Source organism: Leptotrichia sp. oral taxon 223, assembly GCF_013394795.1.
Lineage (GTDB): Bacteria > Fusobacteriota > Fusobacteriia > Fusobacteriales > Leptotrichiaceae > Leptotrichia.
Map to the genome: position 1 here is coordinate 67,297 of NZ_JABXYU010000001.1, position 21,169 is coordinate 88,465.

Below are 21,169 nucleotides of genomic sequence, written 5' to 3' on the forward strand. Positions count from 1 at the left end.
ATCAAACTCAATTTCAAAGGGTTTTATACACTCTAAAATTCTTTATAAATTTTATTTTTATCTTTTATTACATATTCACCATCTATAGTAAACACAGCAAAACTCTCAGCATCTGCACCTTCAACTTCCTTAGTTCCACAATATACTTTATTTTTATCTTTTGCATAACCTGCCATATATTGTACAAATGATGGAATATCAGCGTTTTCAACTTTAGATAAAATATTATTTGGAGTTAATTTAGCCAATCCATCAAAATAATAAACTCCATTTTTATCTTCAAAATAACCAGTATAATTTAAATTAGTCAATTCATAAAAACCATTATTAGAATATTTAAAGGACTTGCTGTCAACTTTTAAAGGTATTATTTCATATTTTTCATTTCCAATTTTCCCTTTCAAATAATAAACATTATTTTTATCTTTTATGAAAGAAACAAAATCTTCATGATTTTCAAATACAAATTTGTTTCCAACAAACTCCAATCCATCTGGACTTACACCGTTTATTTTATTTCCATAATAATAAACATTGTTTTTGTCTTTTGAAAATTCATCATTCAAAACCTCAAAACTGTTTCTATCTGCACCCGCTATTTTTTTCAAGCCCATTTTATACAATTCATTTTCGTAATACACGTTATTTTTATCACGGAAATAATTTTCCCAATGGTCAAACAGTTCAAAAGTTTTAGAATCTACTTTAGGATTTTTTACAACAGCTGTTTTTACACTTTTCAACTCTCCAGTTTCTTCATCAAATACATCAATAAGTTTATATATATTTTTATTATCATTTAAAAAATTAATCGGTAAATTTGGTCTATTAACAAGTCTTGTAACTTTAAAGCCGGCTGAACTTATATCATTTAGTTTTCTTCCTGCGTAATAAACATTTTTCTTATCATATGAAAAACCATTTTCTTCTCCAATAGCAAAGCTGTTTTTATCTACATCTTGTAATTGCACAACATTATATCCTGCATAATAAACATTATTTTTGTCTTTTGAATATCTAGTATCTTTCTCCATTACTTCAAAAGTATCTTTATCAGCATTTTTTATAACCTTGAAATATCCATGCTTTTCATCTGACGTTACTGCATATATATTTTCATCATCTTTTCCATAAAGAATGTATTTATCATCTGAAACTTTTATTGATTCAAATTTTTCAGGATTTTTTATATTCACTTTTTCTCCCAAATAGTACATTTCATTTCCATTTTTAACTAAATTATTATCCAAAACTTTAAAATCTTTTTCATTTATTTTCCCAAGGTTTTTAACATCTCCAAAGTAATAATACAGGTTATTCTTATCTCTGGCATAATTTGTTTCAGGAATTCTTCTAAAAGTTTGAGGATCTGCACCTTTTATAATGTCTACTGCAGCATAGACATTCTTATCATCCTTTGAGTACATTCCATCCGAAATTATTTTAAATGTTTTTGGATTCGCACCTTCAATTTTTTCTCCTGAATAATAGACTAAATTTTTGTCTTTTGCATGACTATGGTCTCCCTCCAGAACCACAAACGAATTTATGTCTGCATTTAAAATTTTATCTGAATCATAGAATACATTTTTATCATCTTTTGAATAATATTGATTCAAAACTTTTATTGTTTTTGGATTTGCCCCGTTTATTTTCCGAATCCATTCATTAATTGGTCTATAAACATTATTTTTATCTTTTGAATAATAGTTTGGTAGCACTTCAAAAGTTTTACTGTCCACATCTTCAAACGATTTATTTCCTGAAAAATAAACGCTTTTACCATCTTTCGCATATTTATCATTCAATATTTTAAATGTGTTCAAATCCACATTTTCAACTTTAAATCCTGTTTCATCTTCTTTAGAAAATTTATAATAAATTTCATTATTCCTTTTCACGTATTCTGCCATTCCTAAATTAGCTAAAATAAATATTCCTAATACAACTTTAAAAAATTTAGCCTTCATAAATTTCTTTCAACTCCTTTTACAAATAATTTATTCAATAAATGTTTAAAAATATTTAAAACTCTTCAAAATTGAACTAGATAATTTAAAAGAATTTTAGTAAGATAATTATGATTTTCTAAATTCTTTTTTAAAGCAGTTTTACCAAAATATAAATAAAATAATTTTTATCCTTTATTCACAATTATTTTCATAAGTCCTATTCTTATCTTTAACTACAATTTCCTCATCTGCATAAAATATAACAAAACTTTCTGCATCTGCACCTTTAACTTCCTTATTTTTACAATACACTCTATTCCTATCTTTTGAATATCCAAATTGAAGTTCCCTGAATGTCGGAACATCTACGCCTTCTATTTTAAAAAATAGTTTATTTTGGATATCCTCAGTTTTCTCGGTGTCCAATTTTTCCAAATTTGAATAACCAAAATAATAAATCCCGTTTTTATCTTTAAAATATCCACTGCGTTTATGAACAGGCTTAAAGGAACTGCTGTCAAAATTTAAAGGAATAAGTTTATATTTTTTTTCTTCATTTTTAGCTTTCAAAAAATAAACATTATTTTTATTTTTAAAAATTATAGCATTTTCATCTAAAATTTCAAATCCATCAGAATTTACGCCTTCCAATTTATTTCCATTATAATAAATATTCCTGTTATCTTTTCCAAAGTCTGATTCCAAACTTACAAAACTGTTACTGTCAGCTGCTTCCAGTTTTTTCAATTCTTTGCTAAAATCCGCATCATAATAATAAACAGTATTTTTATCTCTATAATAAGTATCAAAGTTTTTATTTATCACTTCAAAACTTTTAGTATCCACTTTTGGATTTTCTATGGTAACTAATTTAGTTTTTGCAATTTTACCACTATCTCCATCAAAAATAGTAATCAACTTATATAAATTTTTATTGTCAGTCAGGAAATAGAAAGATTCATTTTTATTATTCAAATCTATAATTCTAAATTCATTAGAATTCATTCCATTTATTTTTTCCCCCATAAAATATACACTATTTTTATCATAAGAGAAATCGTTCTCATTTTCTTGAATAACAAAACTATCTTTGTCAGCACCTTCCAACTTTACAACATCATTTCGTGTAAAATAAATATTATTTTTATCTTTTGTATACATATTATTTTTCATTACTTCAAAAGAATTTACATCGGCATTTTTTATTATTTTGCTTGAATAAGTTTCATCAAATTTTGTTGATTTTGAAATTACATACACATTTTTATCGTCTTTTCCGTAAATTAAATTTGGAACGTTATAATACTTGCTCAAAATTATTTCAAAAGTTTCTGGACTTTTTATATTCAGTTTTTCCCCTTCTGCAAAAATTCTATTCCCATTTTTTACCACGTCAATTCCACCAGAATACAAAATTTTAAGATTTTTCTTATCAATTTTATCAATTTTCAATTCCCGATAGTAAAGATTATTTCTATCCTTTGAATAATAAGTTGTTCCAGAAAGCCTTTCAAAAGTTTTCAAATCAGCCTCTTTTATTTTTCGACCTCCAATAAAGACGTTATTTTTATCTTTTGAATACATTTGAACAAGATCGCTAGGCTCTAAAATGACTTCAAAAGATTTTGCATCAGCTCCTTTTATTTTTTCACCAAGATAGTAGACATTATTTTTATCTTTTCCATAAGCTCCATTTTCTCCTATTACTTCAAAAGTAGCCGCATCGGCATTTTTTATCTTCTGTCCAAAATTCAGAAATACATTTTTATCATCCTTCAAATAAACCTGATTTAATATTTTTATCGTATCAGGATTCGCATCCTTTATTTTATCATAGCCACTGTACACATTATTCTTGTCTTTTGCGTAATAATCAGGCATTATTATCTGAAATGTACTTTTATCAACATCATATATCGGCGTTCCAGCATAATAAATATTATACTTGTCCTTTGAATAACCCTGATCAATTACCTCAAAACTATTCAAATCCTGAACATATTCAACTTCAAGAAAACTTCCTCCAATATACAGTTTACCATTATTTCTAAAATACAAAAGTTTGTCCTTATTTCTATAAAGTTTGAAATCTTTCGGATTTATCTCCATTTTTTCATCATAATTATAAATATATTTTTTATCTTTTCCATTGACTTCCCCAATTACCTGAAAAGTCTTAACATCAGCATCTATTAACTTCTTATCAAGATAAAAAACACTTTTCCCATCTTTCCCATAAATATCATTTAATTTTACAAATGTCTTAAAATCCGCATTTTCTACTTTTCTCTCATCAGCCTGCTCCGTTTCATCCTTATAGTAAACAGCATTATCTTTTTTTATATATTCAGCCATTCCCAAATTTGCCACAAGAAAGATAAGCATTACAATTTTAGAAAATTTGCTTTTCATAAAATTTCCTCCAACTCCTTTTATAAACAATTTATCAAAAAACATTTAAAAATATTTAAAACCTTTCAAAATTAAATCAGATAATTAAAAAGAATTTTAGCAGGATAATTATGATTTCTAAATTCTGTTTTAAAGCAATCTTACCAAAATATAACTCAAAATAATTTTTACTTGTCACTCACAATCATTTTTATAAATCCTATTTTTATCCTTAACTACAACTCCCTCGTCTTCCAGTACAACAGTAAAACTTGAAACATCCACCCCTTTAAGTTCCTTATATTCACAATAAACTCTATTCTTATCTTTGGAATACCCATATCCAAATGCTTTAAATGTTGGAATATCAACTCCTTCGAGTTTAATAAAGGCATTTTGTACATCCTTTGATTCTGAATTTAACAATTTACCGTAATCAAGATAATAAATTCCATTTTTATCTTTAAAATAATTGCTCGTATCCTTATTCGCTATATCAAATGAAGCACCGTCAAAATTTAAAGGTACTATCTCATAGTCTCCTGTCCCAGTTTCATCTTTCAAAAAATATACACCATTTTTATTTTTTGCAATATCTGGACCAACAAATTTAAACCCTTCTGAGCTGATATTTCTAATCTGCTTCCCAAGATAATAGACATTTTTATTATCCCTTGCGAAAAAATTATCCATTTCGACAAAGCTGTTTCTATCACCACCTTCGACCTTTCTCAGTTCTTTTTTATTCATATCATAATAAAAAACGCTGTCCTTGTCTTTATAATAACTTCCCGTGTCTTCTTTAACAATCTCAAAACTCGGAGCATCTACTTTTACATTCGTTACAGTAACCAATTTTGTATTTTTCAATTTATACGTTTCAGGATCAAATTCATAAATAAATTTATATAAATTTTTACTGTCTGTCAATAGTGCAAATGTTACAGAATCCCCAGAATTAACAGCTAAATCAACAATTTTAAATCCTTTTGGACTTATGCCATCTATCTTTTTTCCATAAAAATACACACTGTTCTTATCGTATGAAAAGCCATGTTCTCCAATAGTAAAACTGTCTTTGTCTACATTTTTCATTTTCACAACATCAGAATGCGTAAAATAAATATTATTTTTATCCCGTGAATATGCACCTATTTCCATTATTTCAAAAGAGTTTATGTCCGCATCTTTTATTACTTTACTACGAATTTTTTGTCCATTTCCTATAATTACATATATATTTTTATTGTTTTTTCCATAAATTACATTTGGATTATTGTAATAATCATTTTTTATTATTTTAAAATTTTCTGGATTTTCTATATCAAGCCTACTTCCATTAGCATAAATTTTATTTCCATTTATTATAATATCAAAGATTCCTGCACTCATAATTTTTAAGTTATCTCTAATTTCATCAATTTTTTTCCCAGAATAATACAAGTACTTTTTATCCTTTGAATAAGACGGCTCTTCTTTTATAATTTCAAAAGTTTTCGGATCTGCTCCTTCTATAATGTATGTTTCCAAATAAACATTATTCTTATCTTTTGAATAGTGATCAAAAGATTCTTCTGAAATTACCTGAAAAGTTTTTACATCGGCTTTTTTTATTTTTTTTCCCATTAAATACACATTGTTTTTATCTTTTCCGTAGTATTGTCCTAATGCTTCAAAAGACTTAACATCTGCATTTTTAAGTGTATTACTAAAAGAAAAATCTGAAAAAACAGTTTTATCGTCTTTTATATATGCAATATTCAAAACTTTTATTGTTTTTGGATTTGCCCCTTTAATTTTTTTATGTCTTGAATACACGCTATTTTTATCTTTAGCATAGTAATTTGGCATTATTATCTGAAAAGTATCCATATCCACATCAGACAAAGTTACTCCACCATAATAAATATTATGTTTATCTTTTGAATATTCATCATCCAGTACTTCAAAAGTATCTACATCCTCAATTTCATTAAGTTCATTTAATCCTTTTAAATCATATATTTTACCATTATTTCTAAAATATACTATTTTATCCTTATTTTTATAAAATTTAAAATCTTTTGGATTTATTTTTACTTTCTGGTTATACCAATAAAAGTTATCTTTGTCTTTTCCAATATTTTCCCCAACTGCCTGAAACGTTTTAAAATCGGCATTTTCTAGTTTTCCATCTTCATAAAAAACATTTTTACTATCTTTCCCGTAAATCTTATTCAACTCTACAAATGTCTTAAAATCGGCATCATTTACCTTTTTCTCATCTGCCTGCCATATTTCATCCTTATAGTAAACAGCATTATCTTTTTTTATATATTCAGCCATTCCTAGATTTGCCACAAGAAAGACAAGAATTACAATTTTAGAAAGTCTACTTTTCATGCACTTCCTCCATAATTTTAGAAAATTTGACTATTTCTATTTTAATTTAACTGGCAACTTTTCTCCACCTAAAATATGATAATGAATATGCAAAACTTCCTGTCCGCCATTTTCTCCAATATTAGTTATAACCCTATATCCATCCTTATCTAATTCCAAAATTCTAGCCACTTTTGCTACCGTAAGCTGCAATTTTCCCAACAATAAAGCATCTTCTTCAGTTGCTGCATCCAAACTTTTGATTTCTTTTTTTGGAATTACAAGCACATGAACTTTTGCCGCTGGATTTATATCATGAAAAGCTAAGAATTCTTCATCTTCATACACGATATTTGCTGGTATTTCCTTATCTATTATCTTTTTAAAAATTGTTGACATAAAAATCACTTCCTTATTTTATAATAATATTTGTTTTGCTAAACCTTAGTAATTTCCAGACAAGTCTAACAAATATTTAGCGATAAAATTTTAATTAGAATTTTTAAGATATTTTCTAAATTACAATTCTATTTTTCCGACTCTTTTAGCGTGTCTACCACCTTCAAATTCTGTATTTACAAATGCCTCAACACAAGCCAGCCCTAAATCTTCACCTAAAACTCTCGCTCCTAATGCTATAATATTTGCATCATTGTGAAGTCTTGCAAGTTTTGCTGTGTACTCATTGTGGCAAAGAGCTGCACGAATTCCTTTTATTTTATTTGCAGCAATAGAAATTCCAATTCCAGTTCCACAGATCAAAATTCCAAAATTTACTTCTCCAGCAAGAACTTTCTCACCAACTTCTTTTGCAATGTCGGGATAATCAACTGAATCTAAAGTATCAGTTCCCACATTCACAATTTCATATCCCTTGCTTCTCAGTTCCTTCATTATTTTGTTTTTAAATTCCACTCCTGCGTGATCATTTCCAATTGCTATTTTCATTTTTAATACCTCTTTTCTTTTTATGAGTTATAATAAATTTATTTTATAAATTTAATTTTATTTCACAAAATTACTTTAATAACAATATAAATATTCCAAACAATTATTTATTTAGTAAGTTTTTCCAGCAATTCATTTGAAATTCTCTTTAATTTTCCATTTTCATCCACGAAAACATTTACAGTTTCAGCCTTTGCCTTTAAAACCCCGTCTGAATTATACATTTCATAAGAAAATCTGATTTTAATATTGTTTATTTCCTCAATTTTCACAGAAATTTCAATTTCCTCGTCATACTTTGCCGAATTAATATATTCAATATTTAACGTCTTTACTGGCAAAATAAATCCCATATCTTCCATATTCTTATATGGAAAGACATCCCTAAAATATTCAGTCCGTGCCATTTCCATCCATTTTAAATAAGTTGAATGGTACACAACTCCCATTTTATCAGTATCATAATAATAAACTCTAAGTTTAAAGCTTTTCTTTTTCAAATCAGAAGTTTCCATAAACTCACTCCTTAGATTGACAAAATTTTATTAAATTTAAATACAACAGTTCTAGGTTAATCTACATTTCCTTAACTTCAATTTTTACACTTTTTCTATCCTTTTTTGCAACTGAAGACATGAGAACCCTAAGCGCTGTAATAATTCTCCCATTTTTTCCAATCACTTTCCCCATATCATCTTTTGTAACATTAATCGTAATATCCACAAATTTCCCTTTTTCATTACTCTCAATCGTATAGCTTTCAGTCGAATCCAATAAATTTTCAACCCAAAAATCCACAGTTTCAAAATATTTACTCATTTTATTTCTTTCCTCCATTTTTTATTTAAGATTTTATTTTCTTACAATTATTATAACACAATTTCAATATTCTTATCAAATTTTGTTTATTAATTTTTTGAAGAAAATTTTTTGGCATAAATTATTATAAAATTTAATTGTAAATATCGTTTGTATGTATTTGTTTGTTTTTATAATATATAATTAACCAAAAACGTCCGATAATATAAATTAGTGATATTAAAAATTTAGTATTGATTTTTTACACAATATTATGTATAATGAATTTGAGGTGATATTATGCCAATGAAACCAAAGGAAATGATTAAATTTTTATTGAGAAATGGTTTTGTTGAAATTAATGGCGGTAAAGGTTCTCATAGAAAATTTTTCAATCAAAGTACAGGCAGAACAACCTTAGTTCCATATCATTCTAAAGAATTGAAAAAAGGTATGGAACATACAATTTTAACGCAAGCAGGGCTTAAAAAATAGCCTTGTTTGTAAAAAAGAAAAAACAGGAGGTATCGAAATGCTAGTATATCCAGCAATATTCCACAAAGCCACCGAAGGTGGATTTATAGTTGTTTTTCCAGATTTTGACAATGGTGCAACTCAAGGAGAAACATTGGAGGAAGCAATGGAAATGGCTCAAGATTATATAGGGACTTATTTATATAATGATTTTATAAATAATAATGAACTTCCTAAAGCCAGCAATATAGACGATGTTGAAATAAAGATTGGAAATGATGAAAAAGAATTTTATATTCCAAATCAAAGTTTTAAATCATATGTAAGTTTAGATATGCAAAAATATGTGAAAGAAAGCAAAAATCAAATCGTAAGAAAAAATGTATCAATTCCAAGCTGGCTAAACGAAATGGCAAAAAGAAATAATATAAATTTTTCAAACACTCTTCAAAAGGCTTTAAAACAAGAGTTAGGTATTTAAAATTCATAAAATCACAGTTATTTTGACTGTGTTTTTTTATTCGAGATTTTTTTATACATAATTTTAATTTATACTTTTAAACTCTTTAAAAATAAGGTTTTATTTGATATAATATACAAATAAATTATGTTTTTAGAAAGGACTGAGAAATATGAAAAAAATGTGGGAAGGGCGATTTCATAAGGAAACTAACAAATTGTTAGAAAAATTTAATGCGTCCATTACGTTTGATAAACGAATGTATGAGGAAGATATTACAGGAAGTATTGCACACAGCAGAATGCTTGCTAAACAGGGGATTATTGCAGAGAACGAGCAAAAAGATATTGAAAATGGGTTGCTTCAAATAAAGGATGAAATTAAAAAAGGAGAATTCGAGTTTAGAATTGAAGATGAAGATATTCATATGTCGATTGAGAAAAGATTGACACAGATTATTGGATCTGTGGCTGGGAAACTGCATACTGCTAGAAGCCGTAATGATCAGGTGGCTCTCGATGTCCGTATGTATGTGCGGAAAGAAGCCCGTGAAATTTCAAAATTGCTTATAAAAATGGAAAATGTACTGCTAGGACTTGCACAAAAATATAAAAATGTTATTATTCCTGGATATACACATTTACAAAGGGCTCAGCCAATTTTATTTTCTCACCACCTGATGGCTTACTTTCAAATGTTTAAAAGGGATATTTCAAGAATTGAGGACTTTCTCAAAAGAAGTGATGAAATGCCACTTGGAGCAGGAGCTTTGGCTGGAACTACATTTAATCTTGATAGACATTTTGTAGCAGAAGAACTTGGGTTTTCAAAGCCTACGGAAAATAGCCTTGATTCTGTAAGTGACAGGGATTTTATAATTGAGCTTGCAATGATTATTTCAGTAATTTCAATGCACTTGTCAAGATTTTCAGAAGAAATTATTATTTGGTGCACATCTGAATTTTCATTTATAAGTCTAGATGATGCCTTTGCAACTGGCTCTTCAATTATGCCACAGAAAAAAAATCCCGACATTGCCGAACTTGTAAGAGGGAAAACAGGCAGAATCTACGGAAATCTTATGGGCATTTTAACAACAATGAAGGCACTTCCACTGGCTTACAACAAGGATATGCAGGAGGACAAGGAAGGAATCTTTGACTCTATTGACAATATCAAACTGTCCATTGAAATTTTCTATCTAATGCTTGATACAATAACAGTAAATAATGAAAAAATCTATGCTTCAATGCGAACAGGATTTCTAAACGCAACAGATGTAGCCGATTACCTTGCAAAACACAATGTTCCGTTCAGACAGGCACATAAAATCGTTGGAGAAATTGTATCCTATTGCGAAGATAAGAAAATCGCAATTGACGACATGAAACTTGAAGAATTTCATAAATTCTCTGATGTTTTCAAAGATGACATTCTTTCAGAAATCACAATTGAAAACTGTGTAAACAAGCGAAATTCATTTGGCGGAACTTCCATAAAAAATGTTGAAATGCAAATTGAAAATGGAAAAAAATTTTTAAAAAATAGAAACTATGTTAAGAACAAGAAGTTTTAATTTCTTGATAAAATATATAATTTAAAATTTATTAAACATTCACTATTTAAATAGGAAATAATATTAAAAAAATTACATAAAAATACAAATAAAAGGAAAAATTATTACAATGAAAGAAATTAGACTTGCACAAGAAAAGGATATTCCAAAAATAGAAAACTTGTTAGAACAAATTTTATTAATTCATCACGAAGGGCGTCCTGATATTTTCAAGGCAACTGGAAAAAAATACACAGCAAAAGAATTAACAGAAATGTTAAACGACTCAAACAAGCCAATATTTGTAGCAACTGATGAAAATAATAACATAATTGGCTATATTTTCTGTATTTTCAAGCAGCAGACAAATCACAATGTTCTAACTGATATAAAAACATTATTCATTGACGATCTTTGTGTCGATGAAAGCACACGTGGGCAGAATATTGGAAAGAAATTATACGATTTTGCTTTAGATTTTGCGAAAAAAGAAGGCTGTTACAATTTAACGCTGGATGCTTGGGCTGATAATGCTGGAGCTGTTAGATTTTATGAAAAATTGGGAATGAAAGTTCAGAAGTATGTTTTTGAGGAGATTTTATAATTTTAAAATCAATTTTTAAATTTTTTAAAAATATGCTATAATATGCTTAAACTCTTTAGATTAACACAAAATAAAAAATTAGAGTTTGAATAAATGGTTACAATTTTTAAATTCAGTTTTAAAATTTGTTACTATAAAAATTGGTAAATTTAAAAAATTTAGGAGGAAAACTAAAATGTCTGAGGGCAGTTTATTATTACAGATTGTAATAATAATAATTTTAACGGGAATTAACGCTTTCTTTTCCAGTGCGGAAATGGCGATTGTTTCGTTAAATAAAAATAAATTAAAAATATTAATTGAAGAGGAAAATAAAAAAGCAATTTTACTTGACAACTTGCTGCAGGAACCGAGCAAATTCCTGTCTACTATTCAAGTTGGAATTACTTTGGCGGGCTTTTTTGCGTCTGCATCGGCAGCAACCGGTTTATCCCATTATTTGTCAAGTGCATTGCAGCCTTTGAATATTCCTTACAGCAATCAAATTTCGATGATTCTGATAACTTTTCTGTTGTCATATATCACGCTTGTTTTTGGGGAACTGATTCCAAAAAGAATCGCACTTAGAAATTCAGAGAATATCGCATTATCGTCAGTTGGAGTTGTTGTATTTATTTCAAAATTATTTTCTCCATTTGTAAAATTTTTGACATTTTCTACAAATTTGGTTCTTACAATTTTGAAAATGAAGGAAGATAATATTGAAGAGAAGGTTTCTAAGGAAGAGCTGCGTTCACTTGTGGAAGTTGGGAAGGAACACGGAGTTATTAATGAAACTGAGCAGGAAATGATTGAAAATATTATTGAATTTGACGAAAAAATTGCACGGGAAATAATGATTCCGAGAACAAAAGTATTTTTGATTGATAAAAATATTTCGATTCATGAACTTTTTGAAAATAAGGAAATTGGAAAATATTCACGTATTCCAGTTTATGAAAATGAGGCTGACAACATTATTGGAATTTTATTAACTAAAGACTTGATGATGGAAGCCTACAAAAAAGGCTTTGATAACATAAAAGTGGCTGATCTGCTGCAAGAAGCATATTTTGTGCCTGAAACGAAAAATGTAAACGAACTTTTTAATGAAATGCAGCTTGAGAAAAAACATATTACTATTCTGATTGATGAATATGGCGGTTTTTCAGGGATTGTTACGCTTGAAGACTTGATTGAGGAAGTGATGGGAAATATTGCTGATGAATTTGATGACGAAGATTTGTCAATCCGTCAGCTGTCGAAAAATAAATATTTAATTAGCGGAGAAGTTTCGTTAAATGACTTGAATGACAACTTTCACTTTGAACTTGAATCAAAATATTACGACACTTTGAGTGGAATTTTAATTGAAAATTTGGGGTACATTCCTGAAGATAATGAAACTATTGAGCCAATCACAATTAATGGCGTTGTATTCAAGCCACAGCGAGTCAGAAATAAAAAAATTGAAAAAGTTGTTATGACTTTTGATAAAAATAAAGATAAAGAAGATGATGAAAAGGCTAAAACTAAGCCGAATGAAGATGAATGATATTTTATAAAAAAATAATACACAGAAATGGAGTTGATTAATCAAAATGAACATCACTAATGTTCAGAAGACAAGCGGACTTAAACGGCTTTTTCCGCTTCTGGCAAATGAAAATATCAATATGAAAAGGGAAATCATGGCAGGAATTACAACATTTCTTACAATGGCGTACATAATTGCCGTAAATCCAAATATTTTATCAAAAACAGGGATGGATGCAGGCGCATTAGTTACAGCTACTTGTTTTTCAGCTGCACTAGGTTGTTTTCTTATGGGCCTTATTGCAAACTTGCCTTTTGCTCTTGCCTCTGGTATGGGGTTAAACGCATTTTTCGCATTTACAGTTGTATTAAAAGGCGGTATCAGCTGGCAAACTGCTCTGACTGCCGTATTCTGTGAAGGAATTATATTTATATTTTTAACGCTTTTTAAAGTTCGTGAAGCCGTAGTAAATTCTATTCCAGAAAATATGAAATACGCTGTTACTGGTGGAATTGGAGTATTTATCGCATTTGTCGGTTTTTCAGGCAGCGGGCTGATTGTTTTAAACGAATCGACAAAAGTCAGCATGGGACACTTTTCTCCAGCCGTTATTATTTCATTTGTCGGTTTATTTTTAATAGCAATTCTGGATAAAAAAAATGTACGTGGTTCAATCCTTTATGGAATCGTTTTAAGTTCCCTGCTAGCTTGGGGATATGCTCTCATAAATCCTGCACATGCAAAGGAACTGGGAATTTACTTACCAGCCGGCATCTTTAAATATGAGTCAATGATGCCTGTTATGGGAAAATTGGACTTTAACTTATTTACAGATTTTAAAATGTTTGGAAATTTGTTTGTCATAGTTTGCACATTCTTATTTGTAGACTTTTTTGATACTGTCGGAACATTGATAGGGGTATGCTCAAAAGCAGATATGCTGGATGAAAATGGAAATGTGCCAAATGTAGGCAGAGCCTTAATGGCAGACGCAATCGCAACTACAGCCGGTGCCGCACTTGGAGTTTCAACAGTTACAACTTATGTAGAAAGCTCAACAGGAGTTATCGCAGGTGGAAGAACAGGATGGACAGCCATCACAACAGGTTTCCTATTTCTAATATCAATGTTTTTTTCACCAATATTTATTTCAATACCAGGATGTGCTACAGCTCCAGCCTTAATTTACGTTGGCTACTTAATGCTAAGTTCAGTTAAAAACATAGATTTGCACGACATTCTTGAAGGTGTACCATCTTTTATCACAATCACAACAATGGCTCTAACTTACAGCATTGGAGATGGATTAACATTGGGAATTTTATCTTACGTATTGATAAATCTTCTTTACAATTTATTCTCAAAAAAAGAAGACAGAAGACACGTTTCATGGGTGATGATTATTCTAGGAGCATTATTTATAGTTAAATTGTTATTTATGTCATAATTACTAATCAAATAAAAAAATTTTTATAAACAAAAAATATGATTTCTTGTACATTAATCTGTATTTGAAATCATATTTTTTATTATTTTTAAATAAAATAATTTAAAAAGTTACTTGTAGTGATTGGCACAGGCTATTATTATAACTTCATTTTCAGTTAATTTATAAATAAATCTGTGCTTATCAGTTATTCTTCTGCTCCAATAGCCACTTAATTCATGCTTTAAAGCCTCTGCTTTACCTATTCCTTCATTTCCATTTCTCTGAATATCTTTTATAATTTCATTTATCTTTTTTATAACTTTTTTATCTTGAGCTTGCATTTCTACATATTGTTTCCAAGCTATACTTGTCCATACAATATTCACTTTAGTCCTCCTCAATTAACTCATGAGCTTCTAATTTCCCCATTTCTGCTTCCCTTTTACTTTTCAACAATTCATTATAATAATCTTCATTAGACATAATATACAAATTTTCCATAAGATTATTGTATTCTTCTTCACTCATTAATACCACATTTTCATCATTTTTTCTAGTTACAATTATTGTTTCATAATCTCTTGTGGCTTTGTCACAATACTTTTTAAAATTATTTCTAATATTAGAATAATTTGTAGCTATCATATTTCTCACTCCTTATATCTTTTGTTCAATTTATTGTACAATAAATAAAAGAAATTGTCAACAATATTTATACAGCTAAAAATAGAGAACTTGTTTTTATCAAATTCTCTACTTATGTTTTTCATATTTAAATTTTTTATTGTAAAATCTAGAAAGTAACTCCTCTTCTAAATTTACCTTCTGACTCAATCGGCTCTGTTCCAGCCTTAAACAATGCTGTCCGCTTATTTACGCCATCTCTGTCAAGCAATCCGATTTGCAAGTCAATATCTCTTGTCGTTAAATCTTTTCTTGTTATATAGTCATCTATAAACTCAAATACTCCAACATTGTAATTTGGTAAATCCACTACTGCCTGCATATAGTTTTTCCAAATTGGTGCGGCGGCAGCTCCTCCTGTCATTCCAGGCCCCATTGACTTGTTATCATCATTTCCAACGTAAACTACTGTGGCAAGAGTCGGTGTATAGCCTGTAAACCACGCTGAAACATAATCAGAAGTTGTCCCTGTTTTTCCAGCCATTGGGATTAATTTTCCATCTTTAAATACTTTAGCTGATTGCCCAGTTCCATAATTTACAGCGTTTTCAAGCATATAAGTTAATATTGCAACATCTTTTGAATCATAAACTTTTTTCATTTTTGGCTTTGCTTCATAAACAACTTCCCCATATTTATTTTCAATTTTATAAATATATTGAGGCTGTACCTGATAACCTCCGTTTGCAAGCGCTGCATAAAACATCGCCATATCTACTGGCCTTGTGGAAATTGAACCAAGTGCCAATGTGTAGTTTTTTGGAAAATCTCCTCCTACAATTCCTGCATCACGCCATACTTTTTCAGCCGAATTGATTCCAACACGCTGTAGCAGTTTTACTGGTATTATATTATTTGAAATTTCCAACGCTTTGGCAAGTGTCATGCTATCCCTGAAAACTCCATCATAGTTCTTAGGACTCCAGTTTCCAATTTTTACCGGTGAATCTTCCATAACACTGTTCATTGCCATATTTTTTTGCAGTGCTGCAAGATAAATTACTGGTTTGTATGATGAACCCGGTTGTCTTAATGAACTTAATGCACGGTTAAAGTTTCCTTTTTTATAGTTTTTCCCTCCAACCATCGCCTTTACAAATCCATTGCTCGGATCAATTGAAAATAATGCACCGTTCAAGTTTGCACGGCTCTTCAAGTTATAATTATTGTTAAAGGCTGAGTAGGCTGCCCTTTGTAAGTCTAAATCAACTGTTGCATAAATTTTATAGCCGTCAAACAGGAATTTCTGATCCTCTTCAGGTATTTTCAATATTTTTCTTACTTCACTTAATACAACTGTAGTAAATTCAGGCGCCACATTTGAAGTCGAAATCTGTTCCTCTTCATTACGGCTTTTAATATTCCCATTTACAAATGTAATTTTCTCATTAATCGCCTCGTTATATTCTTCATCTGTTATAAATCCAAAGTTTCTCATTTGATGAAGTACAATTTTCTGTCTTTCCAATGCATTTTCTAATTTTGAATATTTTGTCGGTGACTTAGGTAGGCTCGCTAAAATTGCCGCTTGTGCAATGGAAAGCTGTTTCGGCTGCTTATTAAAATACTTTATTGCCGCATTTTTTATTCCATAAGCCCCTTGCCCAAAATAAATTGTATTCAAGTAATTTTCCAGAATTTCGTCTTTTGTATATTTTCTTTCAATTTCTATTGCTAAAATTGCTTCCTTAATTTTTCTTGTTACTGTCTGTTCCGGCGACAAAAAGGCATTTTTTGCAAGCTGCTGGGTAATCGTGCTTCCACCTTCACGCCGTCTTCCTGTAATCGTTAAAAACAGCGCTCTTGCCGTTCTTACAAAGTCAAATCCGTGGTGAGTCCTAAATTTTCTGTCCTCTATTGCCAAAAAGGCATTTTGTACATGCAGAGGAATTTCTCCAATACCTATCGGTGCCCTGTTTTGAACCATTATCGTATCTATCTGGTTTCCATTAATGTCATAAATTACCGAAGGCGACACAGGTGCATAACCATCTATTAAATCAACTGGCGTTTCCTTGCTCACTGTATAAACAAGATAAGCTCCAGCTCCAAATGTAATTATAAACAAAAATACAAAAACTTTGAAAAAAAACGACAATAGGCTAAATTTTTTTCCAGGTTTTGCAACTTTTACTTTTTTATTATTCTTTTTCATTACTACCTCTTTTCGTAACTATTTCAATATTTATTTAAATATTCTGAATAGAATCCATCTGTTTTTTTGCCTTCAACTGTCCGCAAGCTGCCGCAATGTCCTGCCCTTTAGTTTCCCGCAAGGTTACATTAACATTTTTATCTTTTAATAATTTATAAAATTCCCTTTGTTTTTGTTTTGATGGCGTTTTGTAAGGCTTTCCGCCAACAGGATTATAAGGGATCAAGTTCACTAAGCACGAAAATGAATTTAAGAATCCAGCCAGCTCTCTCGCATCCTGAGGCTCACAATTCAAGTCATCAATCAGGATGTATTCAAACGTAATCCGGTTTTTAGTCTGTTTCTGATACTCCAGAAGCGACTCCTTCAACTGCTTTACTCCCCATCTTTTATTTATCGGCATAATCTCGCTCCTTACATCATCTCTTACTGAATGCAATGAAATCGCAAGATTTATCTGGCTCTCATTTTCTGTAAATCTTTTTATCCCGCTCACAATCCCGCTTGTAGAAATCGTAAAATTTCTTTTTGAAAAATTCTGTCCTTTCGGGGAATTTAATATATTAGTTGAACCAAGAACTGCATCATAATTTAAAAACGGCTCTCCCATTCCCATATAAACCACATTTCCCAGCTTTTCTCCACGCTGTAGCAGATGTTTCTGCACATAATAATATTGCAGTAAAATTTCAGAAATTGACAAATTTCTTTCATAAGTCATTGTCGCTGTCGCACAGAAATCACATCCGATAAGACAGCCAATTTGCGAAGAAACACAAAGTGTATGCCGATTTTTATGAGAAATAAGCACACTTTCAATTAGCCTTCTGTCTTTCAGTTCAAATAAAAATTTCTCAGTATCCCCATCTTCTGAAACCTGATGCGTCTTAAACTCAAGTTTTGCCACATAAAATTTTTCTTTCAAAATTTCCCTGTCTTTCTTGGAAATATTGGAAAACTCATCAAAATCAAATACCAATTTATTGTGTAGCCAGTCAAAAACTTGGCTTGCATTAAACTTCTTCATCCCAATTTCAACAAATTTCTCCTGCAGATTCTCCAAGCTCATTCCCAGAATATCAATCTTTTCAATTGTATCTAAATTTTTTCCATCTTCATTTATCATTTCGTTATCATTTCTCTCCATATTTTTTAATCTTTTCAATTTCCTCCTTTTATTTTTCCAATTTTTATTGCCTATATCATACCATATTTTACAAAAATATTATAGTACAAAAAAGAGAATTTTTAAAACAAAAAAAATGTTCAAAAATTTAATCTAATTTTAGATAACCTATTTCTGAACACTTTTTCTATTTCAATTTTTATACGTTAAATCTAAAGAACATAACGTCCCCATCCTGCACAATGTACTCTTTCCCTTCGAGTCTCATCACGCCTTTTTCTTTTGCTCCGTTCCATCCGTTCAGTTCAATAAATTTATCAAAGGATACAACTTCGGCTCTGATGAATCCTTTTTCAATGTCTGTATGGATTTCACCAGCTGATTTTTGGGCATTTGTTCCTTGTTTTATTGTCCAGGCCCTCACTTCTTTTTCTCCGGCTGTAAAGTATGTGATTAGCCCTAATAATTTGAAGCCTGCCCTGATTAGCCTGTTTAGGCTTGGTTCTTTTATTCCCAGTTCATCAATGAACATTTGTCTTTCTTCTTCGTCTTCAATTTCGATTAATTCTGCTTCCACTTTTGCTGAAAAAGTTACTACTTCACTGTCATACTGTTTTGCAAATTCACGCACTTTTTTTACATAATCGTTTTCAATTCCAGCTGTCAAGTCCTCTTCTGAAATATTTGCAGCAAACATCATCGGCTTTACTGTCAAAAATTGATAAACTTTTATTAATTCCTCTTCCCTTTGCGTAAATTTCAATGTTTTTAATAACTTGAATTCTTCCAGATGAACTTTACATCTTTCAAGAACTGCCACCAATTCTTTCCCTTCTGCATTTCCTCCACGAGCCAGTTTCTGATTTTTCTGAATCGCCCTTTCAACTGTTTCCAAATCAGCAAAAATCAGTTCTGCATTAATTGTTTCAATATCTCTTATAGGATCAACGCTTCCTTCCACGTGGATAATATTGTCATCGTCAAAACATCTTACAACTTGGCAAATTGCAGCTGTATTTCGGATATTGGATAAAAACTGGTTTCCCAGCCCTTCCCCTTTTGATGCGCCTTTTACAAGTCCTGCAATATCTACAAACTCAACTGTCGCTCCAACTGTCCTTTTTGGATTAACCACTTTTTCCAAATCCTTTAAACGTGGATCAGGCACGCTTACAAGCCCTACATTTGGCTCAATTGTTGCAAATGGATAGTTTGCCGCCTCTGCATTCTGTGTTTTTGTTATTGCGTTAAACAATGTTGATTTTCCCACGTTTGGTAATCCTACAATTCCTATTCCTATCATTCTTTTTTATTTCCTTTCTTCTTTTATAATTTTTCCAAAATTTTTATTAATTTCCATTTTTCCTTATCTGTCGCCTTAAACAAATAGGAAATGTCATAAATCGGCACAATCTTAATTTCTCCATAAAAATCAAACACTTTCCCCACCAGATCCATTATATCCTCTTTTTCCACATCTTCCAGAAGCGATTTAGTTGCCCGTTCTCCAACTGTTATAATGTACTTTGGATTAATTAGAGCAATTTGCGCTATAAGAAACTCGTGGCACTGTAAAATACTGTCTTTTTCAATTAAATTGCCGTGTGAGCTGCATTTTGTAAGGGCTGTAAAATAACATTTCTTCAAATCCAGCTTTGAATACTCCAGAAACTTTTTAAAATATTTCCCATTTCTGTCAATCAAAAGTTTCTGCTTTATATCCTCTTCCTCACTTATGCTATCCAGCACAAACAAAATTTCCGCCTCTTTATTTCCTTCGCCAACAATTGGATTAATTCTAGTTTTTTCCAAAATGCATCTAGTGCAAATGTCAATTTCCAGTTTTAAGTCATTCCACATAACTTTTTCCTTATTCTTTATTCTAATATTCTATATTTTATAAATTTCGGTTCCTTCTTCATTAATAATTTCGATTTCCAGATGGCTTTTATTTTCCCGCTCCAAAATTTGATACAGCGAATTATAAGCTAGCTCTGGCGTATTATTATCTTTGCTTATATGCATTAAATAAACCTTTTTCAGTTTCTCACTAAGCACCTGTCCAATCAGCTTTGATGCTTCTGAATTTGACAAATGTCCATTTCTTCCCTTCACACGGTTTTTGAGTTCCCAATGATATGGACCTGTCATCAGCATATTATAGTCATAGTTACTTTCCAGCACGATTACATCGCTATTTTTCAGATTTTCCTTAATAATATTATTTACACAGCCAACATCACTGGCATAGGACAATTTCTTCCCTTCATATTCAAATGTATATCCCAAACATTTTTTTGCATCGTGCATTACTTCAAAATTGTTTATCACGCAATTGTCAATTACAGTTTTTTCATCTTTTATAAAATTCAAATTCTTTTTCTCAATTTTTCCAATTTTGTCCTTAATCACACTATAAGTTACTTCATGAAGATAAATTGGAATATCGTATTTTCGTGAAACAACTCCAAGTCCCTGAATATGATCAGAATGCTCATGTGTCACAAATATTCCCCTTATATCCTCAATTCTTTTTTCAATACTGTTCAATTTTTCTGCAATTTTTTTGCCACTAAATCCTGCATCTATAAGAAATTGATTGCTGCCCATCTCAATATAGCTGGAATTTCCGCTACTTCCGCTTCCCAAACTTGAAAATTTCATTCTTTTACTAATCTTCTTTCTAATTGAGTTTTTTATTTAACTCCCCCCATTT

At 30.2% G+C, this 21,169-nt stretch carries 20 protein-coding genes; 6 read left to right on the plus strand and 14 right to left on the minus strand.

All coding sequences use genetic code 11. The features are described 5' to 3' along the window. Window positions 1-32: 32 nt before the first annotated feature. The 7 genes from HW275_RS00360 to HW275_RS00390 form a co-directional block, all read right to left on the minus strand. Entirely contained in the window at window positions 33-1,970 is a 1,938-nt protein-coding gene (locus tag HW275_RS00360) for a DKNYY domain-containing protein (RefSeq protein WP_178934244.1), read from the minus strand. A gap of 174 nt (window positions 1,971-2,144) precedes the next feature. Beyond that, window positions 2,145-4,364, minus strand: coding sequence for a DKNYY domain-containing protein (locus tag HW275_RS00365; RefSeq protein ID WP_178934245.1), 2,220 nt, complete (start codon window positions 4,362-4,364; stop codon window positions 2,145-2,147). Window positions 4,365-4,538: 174 nt separating this feature from the next. Continuing rightward, window positions 4,539-6,725, minus strand: coding sequence for a DKNYY domain-containing protein (locus HW275_RS00370; protein WP_178934246.1), 2,187 nt, complete (start codon window positions 6,723-6,725; stop codon window positions 4,539-4,541). A gap of 36 nt (window positions 6,726-6,761) precedes the next feature. After that, window positions 6,762-7,103, minus strand: a complete 342-nt coding sequence (locus HW275_RS00375; RefSeq protein WP_178934248.1) for a histidine triad nucleotide-binding protein — start codon at window positions 7,101-7,103, stop codon at window positions 6,762-6,764. Window positions 7,104-7,223: 120 nt separating this feature from the next. Beyond that, on the minus strand, window positions 7,224-7,652 hold the full coding sequence (gene rpiB / locus HW275_RS00380) for a ribose 5-phosphate isomerase B (RefSeq protein ID WP_178934249.1): 429 nt from the start codon (window positions 7,650-7,652) through the stop codon (window positions 7,224-7,226). A gap of 107 nt (window positions 7,653-7,759) precedes the next feature. Continuing rightward, window positions 7,760-8,167 carry a thioesterase family protein gene (locus HW275_RS00385; protein WP_178934250.1) on the minus strand — a complete coding sequence of 136 codons (408 nt, stop codon included), beginning with the start codon at window positions 8,165-8,167 and terminating at the stop codon, window positions 7,760-7,762. Window positions 8,168-8,228: 61 nt separating this feature from the next. Next, window positions 8,229-8,471 carry a KH domain-containing protein gene (locus tag HW275_RS00390; protein WP_026749234.1) on the minus strand — a complete coding sequence of 81 codons (243 nt, stop codon included), beginning with the start codon at window positions 8,469-8,471 and terminating at the stop codon, window positions 8,229-8,231. A gap of 285 nt (window positions 8,472-8,756) precedes the next feature. Between HW275_RS00390 and HW275_RS00395 the strand changes: the two genes are divergently transcribed. From HW275_RS00395 to HW275_RS00420, 6 genes are all read left to right on the plus strand, one after another. Continuing rightward, window positions 8,757-8,945 carry a type II toxin-antitoxin system HicA family toxin gene (locus tag HW275_RS00395; RefSeq protein WP_255459973.1) on the plus strand — a complete coding sequence of 63 codons (189 nt, stop codon included), beginning with the start codon at window positions 8,757-8,759 and terminating at the stop codon, window positions 8,943-8,945. A gap of 37 nt (window positions 8,946-8,982) precedes the next feature. Beyond that, window positions 8,983-9,405, plus strand: coding sequence for a type II toxin-antitoxin system HicB family antitoxin (locus tag HW275_RS00400; protein WP_178934251.1), 423 nt, complete (start codon window positions 8,983-8,985; stop codon window positions 9,403-9,405). Between the two features lie 151 nt (window positions 9,406-9,556). Continuing rightward, window positions 9,557-10,960: an argininosuccinate lyase gene (argH, locus tag HW275_RS00405; RefSeq protein ID WP_178934253.1), complete on the plus strand. Its 1,404-nt coding sequence runs from the start codon at window positions 9,557-9,559 to the stop codon at window positions 10,958-10,960. Between the two features lie 109 nt (window positions 10,961-11,069). Then, the gene (locus HW275_RS00410; protein ID WP_178934254.1) at window positions 11,070-11,543 is read left to right on the plus strand and encodes a GNAT family N-acetyltransferase; all 474 of its coding nucleotides are present in this window, start codon (window positions 11,070-11,072) and stop codon (window positions 11,541-11,543) included. Window positions 11,544-11,718: 175 nt separating this feature from the next. Continuing rightward, window positions 11,719-13,077: a hemolysin family protein gene (locus HW275_RS00415; RefSeq protein WP_178934256.1), complete on the plus strand. Its 1,359-nt coding sequence runs from the start codon at window positions 11,719-11,721 to the stop codon at window positions 13,075-13,077. A 46-nt stretch (window positions 13,078-13,123) separates the two neighbouring features. Beyond that, the gene (locus tag HW275_RS00420; RefSeq protein WP_178934258.1) at window positions 13,124-14,506 is read left to right on the plus strand and encodes an NCS2 family permease; all 1,383 of its coding nucleotides are present in this window, start codon (window positions 13,124-13,126) and stop codon (window positions 14,504-14,506) included. Window positions 14,507-14,616: 110 nt separating this feature from the next. On the opposite strand, the gene HW275_RS00425 is transcribed toward HW275_RS00420, so the two are convergent. The 7 genes from HW275_RS00425 to HW275_RS00455 all read right to left on the minus strand — a co-directional run bounded on the left by HW275_RS00425 (window position 14,617) and on the right by HW275_RS00455 (window position 21,117). After that, window positions 14,617-14,874: a Txe/YoeB family addiction module toxin gene (locus HW275_RS00425; RefSeq protein WP_021768111.1), complete on the minus strand. Its 258-nt coding sequence runs from the start codon at window positions 14,872-14,874 to the stop codon at window positions 14,617-14,619. Between the two features lies 1 nt (window position 14,875). Beyond that, window positions 14,876-15,133 (minus strand): type II toxin-antitoxin system Phd/YefM family antitoxin, encoded by a 258-nt coding sequence (locus tag HW275_RS00430; RefSeq protein WP_178934260.1) that lies wholly within the window; start codon window positions 15,131-15,133, stop codon window positions 14,876-14,878. Window positions 15,134-15,281: 148 nt separating this feature from the next. Further along, the gene (locus HW275_RS00435) at window positions 15,282-17,327 is read right to left on the minus strand and encodes a transglycosylase domain-containing protein (RefSeq protein WP_178934262.1); all 2,046 of its coding nucleotides are present in this window, start codon (window positions 17,325-17,327) and stop codon (window positions 15,282-15,284) included. A gap of 34 nt (window positions 17,328-17,361) precedes the next feature. Continuing rightward, window positions 17,362-18,474: a 23S rRNA (adenine(2503)-C(2))-methyltransferase RlmN gene (gene rlmN / locus HW275_RS00440; protein ID WP_178936376.1), complete on the minus strand. Its 1,113-nt coding sequence runs from the start codon at window positions 18,472-18,474 to the stop codon at window positions 17,362-17,364. A 178-nt stretch (window positions 18,475-18,652) separates the two neighbouring features. Beyond that, window positions 18,653-19,756, minus strand: a complete 1,104-nt coding sequence (gene ychF, locus HW275_RS00445) for a redox-regulated ATPase YchF (protein ID WP_178934264.1) — start codon at window positions 19,754-19,756, stop codon at window positions 18,653-18,655. A 23-nt stretch (window positions 19,757-19,779) separates the two neighbouring features. Then, window positions 19,780-20,313, minus strand: a complete 534-nt coding sequence (locus HW275_RS00450; RefSeq protein ID WP_178934266.1) for a uracil-DNA glycosylase family protein — start codon at window positions 20,311-20,313, stop codon at window positions 19,780-19,782. Between the two features lie 30 nt (window positions 20,314-20,343). Continuing rightward, window positions 20,344-21,117, minus strand: a complete 774-nt coding sequence (locus tag HW275_RS00455) for an MBL fold metallo-hydrolase (protein WP_178934268.1) — start codon at window positions 21,115-21,117, stop codon at window positions 20,344-20,346. Between the last annotated feature and the right edge of the window lie 52 nt (window positions 21,118-21,169).

Coding starts and splice junctions, on each gene's coding strand:
- HW275_RS00365 (WP_178934245.1), bottom strand. CDS start 4,364: ATGAAAAGCAAATTTTCTAAAATTGTAATGCTTATCTTTCTTGTGGCA.
- HW275_RS00375 (WP_178934248.1), bottom strand. CDS start 7,103: ATGTCAACAATTTTTAAAAAGATAATAGATAAGGAAATACCAGCAAAT.
- HW275_RS00390 (WP_026749234.1), bottom strand. CDS start 8,471: ATGAGTAAATATTTTGAAACTGTGGATTTTTGGGTTGAAAATTTATTG.
- HW275_RS00450 (WP_178934266.1), bottom strand. CDS start 20,313: ATGTGGAATGACTTAAAACTGGAAATTGACATTTGCACTAGATGCATT.
- rpiB (WP_178934249.1), bottom strand. CDS start 7,652: ATGAAAATAGCAATTGGAAATGATCACGCAGGAGTGGAATTTAAAAAC.
- rlmN (WP_178936376.1), bottom strand. CDS start 18,474: ATGGAGAGAAATGATAACGAAATGATAAATGAAGATGGAAAAAATTTA.
- HW275_RS00395 (WP_255459973.1), top strand. CDS start 8,757: ATGAAACCAAAGGAAATGATTAAATTTTTATTGAGAAATGGTTTTGTT.
- HW275_RS00455 (WP_178934268.1), bottom strand. CDS start 21,117: ATGAAATTTTCAAGTTTGGGAAGCGGAAGTAGCGGAAATTCCAGCTAT.
- HW275_RS00370 (WP_178934246.1), bottom strand. CDS start 6,725: ATGAAAAGTAGACTTTCTAAAATTGTAATTCTTGTCTTTCTTGTGGCA.
- HW275_RS00360 (WP_178934244.1), bottom strand. CDS start 1,970: ATGAAGGCTAAATTTTTTAAAGTTGTATTAGGAATATTTATTTTAGCT.
- HW275_RS00420 (WP_178934258.1), top strand. CDS start 13,124: ATGAACATCACTAATGTTCAGAAGACAAGCGGACTTAAACGGCTTTTT.
- ychF (WP_178934264.1), bottom strand. CDS start 19,756: ATGATAGGAATAGGAATTGTAGGATTACCAAACGTGGGAAAATCAACA.
- HW275_RS00430 (WP_178934260.1), bottom strand. CDS start 15,133: ATGATAGCTACAAATTATTCTAATATTAGAAATAATTTTAAAAAGTAT.
- HW275_RS00435 (WP_178934262.1), bottom strand. CDS start 17,327: ATGAAAAAGAATAATAAAAAAGTAAAAGTTGCAAAACCTGGAAAAAAA.
- HW275_RS00410 (WP_178934254.1), top strand. CDS start 11,070: ATGAAAGAAATTAGACTTGCACAAGAAAAGGATATTCCAAAAATAGAA.
- HW275_RS00385 (WP_178934250.1), bottom strand. CDS start 8,167: ATGGAAACTTCTGATTTGAAAAAGAAAAGCTTTAAACTTAGAGTTTAT.
- argH (WP_178934253.1), top strand. CDS start 9,557: ATGAAAAAAATGTGGGAAGGGCGATTTCATAAGGAAACTAACAAATTG.
- HW275_RS00400 (WP_178934251.1), top strand. CDS start 8,983: ATGCTAGTATATCCAGCAATATTCCACAAAGCCACCGAAGGTGGATTT.
- HW275_RS00415 (WP_178934256.1), top strand. CDS start 11,719: ATGTCTGAGGGCAGTTTATTATTACAGATTGTAATAATAATAATTTTA.